9 protein-coding genes and 2 riboswitches are annotated in these 7,045 nt (G+C 70.3%); of the genes, 2 read left to right on the top strand and 7 right to left on the bottom strand.

The genetic code is table 11. The features are described 5' to 3' along the window. Positions 1-210: 210 nt before the first annotated feature. Together HMPREF3086_RS08540 and HMPREF3086_RS08535 are read right to left on the bottom strand one after the other, a co-directional pair. Positions 211-1,110, bottom strand: a complete 900-nt coding sequence (locus tag HMPREF3086_RS08540) for an SDR family oxidoreductase (RefSeq protein WP_061229340.1) — start codon at positions 1,108-1,110, stop codon at positions 211-213. Further along, positions 1,100-1,699 carry a hypothetical protein gene (locus tag HMPREF3086_RS08535; protein WP_069389415.1) on the bottom strand — a complete coding sequence of 200 codons (600 nt, stop codon included), beginning with the start codon at positions 1,697-1,699 and terminating at the stop codon, positions 1,100-1,102. Before HMPREF3086_RS08535 ends, HMPREF3086_RS08540 begins: the two co-directional genes overlap by 11 nt. Positions 1,700-1,807: 108 nt before the next feature. On the opposite strand from HMPREF3086_RS08535, the gene HMPREF3086_RS08530 reads away from it, so the two are divergent. Together HMPREF3086_RS08530 and HMPREF3086_RS08525 are read left to right on the top strand one after the other, a co-directional pair. After that, a complete protein-coding gene (locus HMPREF3086_RS08530) occupies positions 1,808-3,415 on the top strand; it encodes an alpha/beta hydrolase (protein WP_070721337.1) in 1,608 nt (535 codons plus the stop codon). Between the two features lie 122 nt (positions 3,416-3,537). Beyond that, complete coding sequence (locus tag HMPREF3086_RS08525; protein WP_007627087.1) at positions 3,538-3,762, top strand: hypothetical protein; 225 nt, start codon at positions 3,538-3,540, stop codon at positions 3,760-3,762. 172 nt (positions 3,763-3,934) lie between these two features. On the opposite strand, the gene HMPREF3086_RS08520 is transcribed toward HMPREF3086_RS08525, so the two are convergent. From HMPREF3086_RS08520 to HMPREF3086_RS08500, 5 genes are all read right to left on the bottom strand, one after another. After that, positions 3,935-4,405 carry a hypothetical protein gene (locus HMPREF3086_RS08520; RefSeq protein WP_061230092.1) on the bottom strand — a complete coding sequence of 157 codons (471 nt, stop codon included), beginning with the start codon at positions 4,403-4,405 and terminating at the stop codon, positions 3,935-3,937. Position 4,406: 1 nt separating this feature from the next. After that, entirely contained in the window at positions 4,407-4,766 is a 360-nt protein-coding gene (locus HMPREF3086_RS08515) for a hypothetical protein (RefSeq protein WP_061230093.1), read from the bottom strand. A 126-nt stretch (positions 4,767-4,892) separates the two neighbouring features. Then, positions 4,893-5,675, bottom strand: coding sequence for a 3-oxoacyl-ACP reductase (locus tag HMPREF3086_RS08510; RefSeq protein ID WP_061230094.1), 783 nt, complete (start codon positions 5,673-5,675; stop codon positions 4,893-4,895). A gap of 111 nt (positions 5,676-5,786) precedes the next feature. Continuing rightward, a riboswitch (TPP riboswitch) is annotated at positions 5,787-5,884 on the bottom strand. Positions 5,885-5,954: 70 nt separating this feature from the next. Further along, positions 5,955-6,431 (bottom strand): SRPBCC family protein, encoded by a 477-nt coding sequence (locus HMPREF3086_RS08505; RefSeq protein WP_061230095.1) that lies wholly within the window; start codon positions 6,429-6,431, stop codon positions 5,955-5,957. 113 nt (positions 6,432-6,544) lie between these two features. Further along, entirely contained in the window at positions 6,545-6,859 is a 315-nt protein-coding gene (locus HMPREF3086_RS08500; protein WP_061230096.1) for a DMT family transporter, read from the bottom strand. A gap of 10 nt (positions 6,860-6,869) precedes the next feature. Further along, positions 6,870-6,936, bottom strand: a riboswitch (guanidine-III (ykkC-III) riboswitch). Positions 6,937-7,045 lie beyond the last annotated feature (109 nt).

Here is a 7,045-nt window from a genome sequence, read left to right as displayed (position 1 = left end):
CCCCGCCGATGGCGTCTCGCTCCCGCCGCTGCCCGCCCAGCCCGCAGCCGCTCCTCACCATGGCGTCTCGCCCACCCTTCGGTGCGCGCGAGACGCCATCCCGGCGAGCGGCTGTAGGTGGGCGACTGTGGTCCCCGCGCATCGTGGCGCGCCAGACGCCATCCCGGCGAGCGGCTGTGGCCGGGCTGCGCTGTCCGAACTGCTCCGGTGTCAGGGCGTGGGCGCGCCGCCGGTCACCGAGAGCGTGTTGCCGGTCGTGTACGACGACTCCTCCGAGGCCAGGTACACGTACGCCCCGGCCATCTCGACCGGCTGCCCCGGCCGACCGAGCGGGTTCTTCTGCCCGAAGTACGGCAGCTTCTCCGGCTTCTGCCCGCCCGTCACCTGCAGCGCGGTCCAGAACGGGCCCGGCGCGACGGCGTTCACGCGGATCCCCCGCGGCGCGAGCTGCTGCGCCAGCGCCTTGGACATCGTGTTGACCGCGGCCCGCGAGGTCGCGTAGTCCACGAGGCCCGGCGACGGCGTGTAGGCCTGCACCGACGAGGTGAAGATGACGCTCGCGCCCGGCTGCAGGTGACCGAGCGCCTCCTGCATCATCCAGAACGGCGCCGAGATATTGACGTTCATGGTCTCCGCCCACTGCTCGGAGCTCAGGTCCTCGAGGTTCTCGACGTAGGTCTGCCGGGCGGCGTTGAGCACCAGCACATCGATCCCTCCGAGCCCGGCAACGGCGTCGCGGACGATCGCCCGCGCCACCTCTTCGTCGCCGACGTCGCCCGGCAGCAGGACGCAGGTGCGGCCGGCCTCCCGGACCAACCGGGCGACCTCGTCCGCATCGGACTGCTCGGAGGGCAGGTATCCGATCGCCACGTCGGCCCCTTCACGTGCGTACGCGATCGCCACCGCGCGCCCGATGCCCGAGTCGCCACCGGTGATGAGCGCGCGGCGACCCGTGAGCCTGCCGTGTCCGACGTAGGACGTCTCACCGTGATCGGCGGGCGGCTCCAGCTCGGAGGCGAGCCCCGGCACCGGCTGGGACTGCATCGGGATGTCGACCTCGTACTTGGTGGTGGGGTCGATGAGCGGCTGGGCGTTCGGGTCAGTGGTCACGGGAGGCCTCCTCGGAAGTCGGAATCTCGACCGTACGCTCGCCCACCCCGGCGGAAGCTGAACCGACACTTCTCCGCGCGTGCGCCCTGTCCAGCCACGCCAACTCCTCTTCGATTATCGAGGTCCGCATGAGAAAGCGCGCTATCCCGCCCGGCGCCCGCGACTTGATGCCCGGCTTTCGCGAGATGTACACCTTCATGATCTCCTGCTTGAGAATCCAGGACACGAAGAACATCACAATTGCGCCCACGAAGAACACATTCGTGAGCACCAGAACCGCAGGGCCCGTCTCCCGACCAACAAGAGGGCTCACGATGTAAACGGTCGACAGCAACATCGTGTAGAACGCCGAGAAGGTCCCGAGTATGGTGAGAAATCGTACAGCCTGAGCCGCGCGATACCGGGCAACCGCCTCCGCGCTGAGCGATTCCAACTCCGCTTCCAGATGAGCGCGTCCGCTGACCCGCTCGAGCGCGGCCGACAGCCTGTCGATCTTCTGGGAGAACCGCTCTCGACCCACGGAGGCTGTGATTAAGGCCCCCACCAGAGCGGGAATCGCCACAAGAAGAGACTCGGGAATGCTCGTCATGCGGCGACGCTAACTTGGCGCTACGACATCGCTATCGTCCCCTGACAGGCAATGGCAATGTCGGACGGTCGGCAGCAACGGGGGCGCCATCCTGAAAGACTGGGCGACATGCACAGCCGCCGTTCAGCACTCCTCCCGTCCGCCGCTCGTCACGTCGCCTCGGCAATGGCGTCGGTGCTCGTGGCGGCGGGACTCGTCGTCGTCCAGGGCGCCGCCACCACCGCACCGGCCGCGCACGCCGCGCCCACCTGGGGCGCGTGCCCCGACACCGTGTCCACCCCCGGCGCGGTCTGCACGACGGTGACCGTCCCGCAGGACTACTCGCGGCCGGACGGCGAGGCCATCGACGTGACCATATCCAAGCTCCCGGCCCGCGACCCGGACGCCCGGCGCGGGGTGCTGTTCGGCAACGCGGGAGGACCGGGCGGGGACTCCCTGACCTACTTCGACGACAACGAACTCTTCACCTGGCCCGATGCCCTGCGCGATGAGTGGGATCTGATCGGCGTGCAGCCCCGGGGACTCGCCCACGCCGGGCCCCTGCAGTGCGCTCCGCTGAACCCGGCGGACGTCCTGATGTTGGCGACCAACGTCGGCGGAGCGCACCGGGCGGCGTGCGAATCGGTCAGCGGCGACGACTGGCGACACCTGACCACCGAGAACACCGCCCGCGACTGGGAGCAGGTGCGACTGGCGCTCGGCGAGGAGCGGATCTCGATCCACGGCCTGTCCTACGGCACCCTGCTCGGCTCCACCTACGCGACGCTGTTCCCCCAGCACACGGACAAGGTCGTGCTGGACTCGGGCGCTCACCCGGACTGGATGTGGAACCAGGTCCTGCTCGAGCAGAACGAACCGCACAAGCGGCGTGTGCACGACATGTTCGACTGGATCGCGGCCAACGACGCCACGTACGGCCTGGGCGACACCCCGCTCAAGGTGTATCAGCGCTGGACCGAGCGGGTGCTCGCCGAGGCCGGCACCACCCCGACACTGGCTCCGCCGCCCGCGCGCGTGGGCGATGTGCCGGCGGAGTGGCAGGCCCTGGCTCAGGCGTGGATCGACGGTACGACGCTGACCGGCCCGGCGCGGGCGCAGCTGGAGGGCCTCGCGCGGCAGCTGCTCAACCCCGGCGCGATGCAGTCGCGGTCGATCACTCTCGCCGCGACCCGGAGCCTCGCGCCGCAGTCGCAGGGCTGGCCGATGCTGGCGGCGGCCCTGCGCGACGGCACGCCCCTGGGCATGGTCGATCCGGAGATGCCGGCCGTGCCCGCGGAGGCGCTGATCGCGGTGAACATGCAATCGGCGATCCTCTGCAACGAGAACCGCGTGGCCCCGCGACCGTTGGACTACCCGGGCTTCCTGTGGACCCAGTTCGTCACCGGCGACATCTTCGACGCCACCGGCCTGATGTTCAGCTCGGGCGCGGCATGTGCCGGAGCTCCCGCCGTCACTACGCCCGTCGAGGTGAGCGGTGACGCGCTCGAGGTGCCGCCGCTGCTGATCAACTCGGTGGCGGACCCGCAGACCCCGCTGCACGGCGCCCGCGCGTTGGCGGACCGGATGGGCGCGCACATGATCACCGTCGACGGCGGCGATCACGGGCAGGTCGCCAAGGGCAACGGGGTCGTCGACGACGCCGTGGTCGAGTACCTGCGCACGGGCAGCACCGCGGTCACCTCGGCGCCCGCGCCGCCCGGGCCGGTCGCGCGGTGACCACCGGCCAGGCCGCGCGGTCGACGGGCCTGGCGATCGACGGGCTTCAACCGGATGCGAGATGACGCCGGATCACCCACACTGCGGATACGACCGGATTCCATCGATTCGAAGGAGCAAGCATGCCCCGTTACCGCGTAGTGGACCCCGACCAGAACGTCATCGAGGAGAAGGAGTTCGCTGACGACACCAAGGCGTACGACTGGTTCAAGACGGTCGAGGTCCCCGACGACGCGCTCGGGTACGCCATGGAGGTAGACATGGACGGCAAGTGGACCCGCTTCGAGATCAACGACGGCGGCACCAACACCTCCCCCGCCGCCGACGAGGGCACCGGCACCCCCTGATCCGAGACCCGGCACGACGGGCAGTCGACCCGCCCAGCTCGACATCCGCTACTCCGCCTGCGGATCCGCTACCTCCACGGGAGTAGCGGATTCCGAGGCGGAGTAGCGGATTTCGGAGGGCCTGACAGGCTCACCCCTTGACCAGTCCCGTCCACGATGAGGTTCTGCCCGGTCACGGCGCGCGTCTCGCCCGATAGATGCGGTCGCGCACGGCCAGCGTCAGCGCGTCCAGGCGGGCGGCCTCTGCGAGAAGGTCGGCCACTCTGCTCGGACGGTCGGTGGTGCTGTCGACCAGGGCGTCGTTCGCCCGCTCCAGTAGGCGGGCGAACGCGGGGTCGCCGTCGAGGGCGTCCCTCACGGCGGGGTACTCGGCTTCGAGCGGGGTGCCGATGCCGAGCGTGGAGCGGAGTTCATACCAGCGGTCGAGGGTCGCGGCGAGCGCCTCGGAGGCCAGCGCGTGGGTGCGCCGCGCGGTGTCGACGGCGCGCTCGGCGGTGAGCTGCGCCGGGTCGGTCCCCCGGCTGAGCCGACGGTGGCGGGCGAGGTCCTCCAGTCCGGAGCGCACGAGCCATCCGGTCGACGCGATCCACGCGACCACACCGGCGAGGACCGCGAACACCACCAGCGCGAGGATCAGCGGCACGTCAGATCACCGCGTTGAGGACGAGCGTCAGCGGGACAGCCAGGAGCACCGCCGCCGAGAGGCCGGCCCCGATCAGTTTGCCCACGCCCGACCATCGGAGTTCGGAGCGTTCGGCCTCCAGCGCCGCCGGTGACAGCGGAGCCGCGAGACGCCCGGCGGCGGAGGCCGCGGACTCGGCGACGGCGGGCCAGGTTCGCGGGACGTGCCGGTGCGGGTCGCTGCCGAGATCGTCGGCGGCCAGGAGGGCTCGTTGCTCGTCCCATTCCGCGAGGCGCTGGTCGAGTTCGGCGACAGCGGCCTCGGCCTCGGCGATCCGGCGGCCCCCGGCCGTCCGCGAGAAGACCACCGAGGGGAACTGCATGACTCCAGCCTCCCCCACCCGACCGGCACCGGCAAGGGCGCGCACGTGTGAGGGCGCGAGGGCGCGCGGGCACGAGGGCGCGCGGGTGCGAGGGCGCGCCCTCGGTGCGATCGGCGCCGCCGCGCCTCACCCCTTGACCAGTCCCCCGTCCACGATGAGGTTCTGCCCGGTCACGGCCCGCGCCCACGGGGAGGCGAAGAACAGCACCGCGTCGGCGAGTTCGGCCGGGGTGATCGCGCGGCGCAGCGGCGTCCCCGACGCGATGAGGTCGAACACCTCTGCAGGCGTGGCGGCGCTCGCGGCGGTGGTGCGCAGCAGACCGCCGGAGACCATGTTCACCGTGATGCCGTCCGGTCCCAGATCGGTGGCGAGGGTCCGGGTCAGCGACAGCGCGGCGGCCTTGGCGGCGGTGTAGTCGTGGTACGGCACGACGGGGTGCTGGAACAGATTGGTGCCGATGTTCACGATCCGTCCGAAACCGGCCTCGCGCATGCCCGGAAGCGTCGCCTGGGTCGTGGCGAGGGTGGCCTTGACCGCGCCGCGGAGTTGCGAGTCGAAGTCATGCCAGATCAGCGTCTCGGGTCGCGGGCGGGCGTCTCCGTTGAACTCGAAGTCGACCAGCGCGTTGTTGACGACCGTGGTGACGGGCGCGCCGAAGTGGCGACGGGCGGCGTCGACGAGGGCGTGCACCTCGTCGTCGTCGGTGACGTCGGCGCGGAGTGCGACCGTGCGGTCCTCGCCGAGCTCACGGACGAGGTCGGCTGCGGCCGACTCGCTGCGGTGATAGTTGACGACGACGAGAGCGCCCTCTCTGGAGAAGGCGCGGCTGATGTCCGCGCCGAGCCCGCGGGCGCCTCCGGTGACGAGGACGACCTGCTCGTCGATCCGCGCGCTGTTGCCGATATCCATTGCCACTCACTTCCCGGTGTTCCCGGCGAGGGTGACGATGCGCCTCCGCTCCTCGACTGCGCAGGGCGCGGCGGATCGGCGACGGCACCGGGAGCCCCGTTGCGGTGGCGGCGGGTGCCGTATCGACATTCCTTCGCTGGAACGACCCAGATCAGGTTCGACGGGTGTGATCTCAGCCGCCCGGGCGGGCAGCACCCCGTGTCGCCGACCACCATAGATCACCGGCCGACAGGGCGAGCGGTGACCACGTCGATCCGCTCAGTGGTGGTCATCCCGTGGTCATCCAGCGGTCTCGTACCTCGCCGCCAGCTTAGACAGCGTCTCCGTGATGCCCGCCGCGTTCCGCTTGGACATCCCCACGATCTCGAAGAACCTGCCGAGCTTGGACGGCCGGTTGTCGAAGCTCTCGACGATCTTCGTCTTCCCGTTACCGGTCGGGATGAGCTCCCAGCGCCACCGGTGCCCTGCGGGGTGCGCCCACTCGATCACCTTCTCCACCGGGGTGTCGCGGTGCTCGGTGACCGTGCAGGTGATGCGGTACGGCACGCCGTACATACGCATCGCGGTGGTGAACTTGGCGCCGGGGCGCAGGGTGGTCGGCCCCCGGACGTTGTCGCGGACCGTTCCGGACCCGTCGACGAGTCCGTGCTTGCGTGGGTCGTTGAGGAGGGCGAACAGCTCGTCGGCGGGCGCGTTCACGGTCACGCTGCGGGCGACCACGCGCGGTCCGCGGTCGATTGTGCTGATGGCGGTCATGGTGAGATGGGACCTTCCGGTTGGACTCGGCCTGGCGGCGAGCTCGGATGCGGTTCACCCCACCGTACGACCGCACTCCGACATCATGCGGTGCATCGTGTACGGCCAGCGGATCAGCTGACGGCCTTGAGCCCGACCACACCGCCGATGATCATGACGAGGAACAGCACCTTCATCGCCGAGGCGGGTTCCGCCCCGGTGGCCATGGCGTAGACGACGGTCAACGAGGCACCGATGCCGACCCACACCGCGTACGCGGTGCCCACGGGTAGCTCGCGCATCGCGTAGGCCAGACCGGCCATGCTCACGACAAGCGCGACGCCGAACACCACCGAGGGCCACAGCCGCGTGAACCCCTCCGAGCGGCCGAGCGCGCTGGCCCACACGGCCTCGAGAACTCCGGACAGAACGAGTACGACCCATGCCATGACGGCCTCCTGCGGGCCGTCTTGTCGCGCACCGGGTACGGCACCCCTCGTCCGGAGGCCCCGGGCCGGGGCTCTGATCCCCAGGGTGACAGTCCCGGTGGTCGCGGACAACGTCAGGTCCGTCACCTCGATAAGTCGCGCTATCTAACCCCGGTGGTTCACGGGGATCTGAGGATTGCCGGGCGA

It is taken from the genome of Dietzia sp. HMSC21D01, assembly GCF_001815995.1.
In the GTDB taxonomy this organism is placed as follows: Bacteria; Actinomycetota; Actinomycetes; order Mycobacteriales; family Mycobacteriaceae; genus Dietzia; species Dietzia cinnamea.
Note: the sequence above shows the minus strand (reverse complement) of the source record. Positions and strands in the feature narration are given on the sequence as shown.

Excerpts from the sequence above, each read along its gene's own strand:
- HMPREF3086_RS08535 (WP_069389415.1), bottom strand. The coding sequence starts at position 1,699 with ATGACGAGCATTCCCGAGTCTCTTCTTGTGGCGATTCCCGCTCTGGTG.
- HMPREF3086_RS08530 (WP_070721337.1), top strand. The coding sequence starts at position 1,808 with ATGCACAGCCGCCGTTCAGCACTCCTCCCGTCCGCCGCTCGTCACGTC.
- HMPREF3086_RS08525 (WP_007627087.1), top strand. The coding sequence starts at position 3,538 with ATGCCCCGTTACCGCGTAGTGGACCCCGACCAGAACGTCATCGAGGAG.
- HMPREF3086_RS08515 (WP_061230093.1), bottom strand. The coding sequence starts at position 4,766 with ATGCAGTTCCCCTCGGTGGTCTTCTCGCGGACGGCCGGGGGCCGCCGG.
- HMPREF3086_RS08510 (WP_061230094.1), bottom strand. The coding sequence starts at position 5,675 with ATGGATATCGGCAACAGCGCGCGGATCGACGAGCAGGTCGTCCTCGTC.
- HMPREF3086_RS08505 (WP_061230095.1), bottom strand. The coding sequence starts at position 6,431 with ATGACCGCCATCAGCACAATCGACCGCGGACCGCGCGTGGTCGCCCGC.
- HMPREF3086_RS08500 (WP_061230096.1), bottom strand. The coding sequence starts at position 6,859 with ATGGCATGGGTCGTACTCGTTCTGTCCGGAGTTCTCGAGGCCGTGTGG.